Source organism: Poseidonocella sp. HB161398, assembly GCF_005870025.1.
Classification (GTDB): Bacteria; Pseudomonadota; Alphaproteobacteria; order Rhodobacterales; family Rhodobacteraceae; genus Mangrovicoccus.
Genome location: NZ_VATA01000193.1, coordinates 1 through 2,076, shown reverse-complemented (window position 1 = coordinate 2,076; position 2,076 = coordinate 1). Strand labels below are relative to the sequence as shown.

The window sequence follows — 2,076 nt, the reverse complement described above, 5'->3', positions numbered from 1 at the left end:
CCGGAGCTGCTGAAGCGGCAGGCGGTGATCTATGTGCGGCAGTCGACGCAGAGCCAGGTGATGACGAACCTGGAGAGCCAGCGGCGCCAGTACGACCTGGTGGAGATGGCGCGCGGCTACGGATTTTCCGCAATCGACGTCATCGACGACGATCTCGGCATTTCGGCGAGCGGCTGCCAGTCCCGCCCCGGGTTCGAGAAGCTGGTGGCGATGCTGTGCTCGGGATCGGTCGGTGCCGTCTTCTGCCTGGAAGTGTCCCGCCTGGCGCGGAACGGACGGGACTGGCATCACATGCTGGAGCTGTGCGGCCTCGTGGAGGCCCGGGTGGTCGACCACGACGGCGTCTACGATCCGCGTGCCCCCAACGACCGGCTGCTTCTCGGCATGAAGGGCAGCATCAGCGAGTTCGAGCTCGGCGTTCTGCGCACGCGGATGGTGGAGGCGGCCAGGGCCAAGGCCCGCCGCGGAGAGCTGCGCTACACGCCGCCCATCGGCTATCTTTGGGACCGGGAGGCCGGCGTGATGTTCGATCCTGACCTCCGGATCCAGGAGGTGATCCGCCAGATCTTCTCCCGATTCCGGGAGCTTGGCAGCGCCCGGCAGGTCCTGTTGTCCCTGTCCGCCGAAGGCGTCCACTTCCCGAGACCGTCCGACGGCATCCGGATGACGACCTTCGACTGGCGGCCCATTCGCTACCGCAACGTGAGCGGCGTGCTGAAGAACATGTTCTATGCCGGGGTCTATGCCTACGGAAAGACCGGGCGCCGGGCGGAAATCCGCGACGGACGCGCACATGTCACGTACAAGAACCGGAAGTCCCCCGAAGACTGGGATGTCGTGATCAAGGATCACCATGTCGGCTACATCGATTGGGAAGAGCATGAGCGCAATCAGGCCCAGCTGGCCAGGAATGCCTTCGGACGCGCAGGCGGCGTCAAGTCCGGCCGCGGCGGCGGCGCCCTCCTGGCAGGCATGCTGTGCTGTGCCCGGTGCGGCCGACGGCTGCATGTCGTCTATGCCGGGCGAAAACCGCGGCCGGTCTACCGGTGCGACACGCCCAACCTGCTTCTGGGCCAGAAGCGCTGCATCACCTTCGGCGGGCTCAGGGCCGAGACGCTCGTCACCGGTGCGGTTCTGGAGGCCGTGGCGCCGCTCGCAATCGAGGCCGCCGCGCAGGCGCGCGCTAACTTGAGCCAGGCCATGGAGGACAAGCGCAAGGTTCTCGAGATGGAACTGCAGCAGGCCCGCTACGACGCGTCCCTGGCCGAACGCCGCTACGCTGCCTGCGACCCGGACAACCGGCTCATTGCCGCGGAACTGGAAAGGCGATGGGAAGAGGCGCTGCAGCGCGTGCGCAGCTTCGGGCAGCGGCTGGACATGGGCTCTGCCGCACCGCCCGAGCCGGACATCAGCCGTCTGGACGGCCTGGCGCGCGACCTCGAAGCCGCCTGGTCGGCCCCTGCTGCCACCATGCGCGACAAGCAGCGCCTGATCCGGACGCTGATCGAGGACATCGTGGCCGACATCGACGACAGCAGCGGCGAGATCGTTCTCGTCGTTCACTGGAAAGGTGGACGCCATAGCGAATTGCGGGTCAGAAAGCCCAGGCCGGGCGAGCACAATTCCCGCACCAGCGGCGAAGCTCTGGCAGTCATCCGCGAGATGGCCGGACGTTGGCCGGACGAAGCGATTGCCGCCTGCCTGAACCGGATGGGGATGCCGACAGGCCAGGGCAAGACCTGGACCGCGAAACGCGTCTCCTCCATTCGCCGGGTCAACGACATCCACGGGTACCTCTCCGCGGACAAGGATGGCCCGTGGCGCACCATGACCGAGGCCGCAAAAGAGCTCGGCGTCACCAATCACGTCATAAGAGCATTGATAAGAGACGGAATTCTGCCCGCGAACCAAGTGGTGGACGGTGCGCCCTATCAAATCCGGGCGGAAGACCTCCGCTCAGAGCAGGTGCAGAAGGCGCTCGCGCGCAAAGGGCGCCCGTGTCGCACGGACGCCACCGACCAGCTTCAAATGTTTCCAAGCACTTGCGAAAAGGGGGCAGAATGACCAACCGCTCGC

The 2,076-nt window shown here is 66.2% G+C and carries 1 protein-coding gene; it reads left to right on the top strand.

The genetic code is table 11. The features are described 5' to 3' along the window. On the top strand, positions 1-2,064 hold a 2,064-nt coding region (locus FGX59_RS36615; protein ID WP_138473451.1), incomplete at its 5' end, for a recombinase family protein. Between the last annotated feature and the right edge of the window lie 12 nt (positions 2,065-2,076).